Source organism: Streptomyces sp. NH27, assembly GCF_056859195.1.
The window spans coordinates 1-255 of the sequence record NZ_JACEGK010001140.1; the positions used below are offsets into that span (position 1 = coordinate 1).

At 59.6% G+C, this 255-nt stretch carries 1 protein-coding gene; it reads right to left on the minus strand.

What is annotated here, in order from left to right:
- Window positions 1-248, minus strand: a 248-nt coding sequence (locus AC13HU_RS38405) for an ABC transporter permease (RefSeq protein WP_483046610.1), incomplete at its 3' end; no start/stop codon positions are given.
- Window positions 249-255 lie beyond the last annotated feature (7 nt).

The following is a 255-nucleotide window of genomic DNA, read 5'->3' on the forward strand; positions in this document are numbered from 1 at the left end:
GCCGCCGGATTCACATCCAGCAGAATCCGCAGCAGATGCGGCGCCGTCGTCGTCAGCTTCGTAATGGAGTACATCACCCCCGACATGTACATCCACGTCCGCAACATGAACGGCATCAACTGCGACAGGTCCGTCATCTTGCTGCCCAACCGCGCCACGATCAACGCCAACCCGGTATTGAACACCCACTGGCACAACAACGCCGGGAACATCAGCAACCACCGCATGTCCGGCACCTCGCCGGTCATCAACACA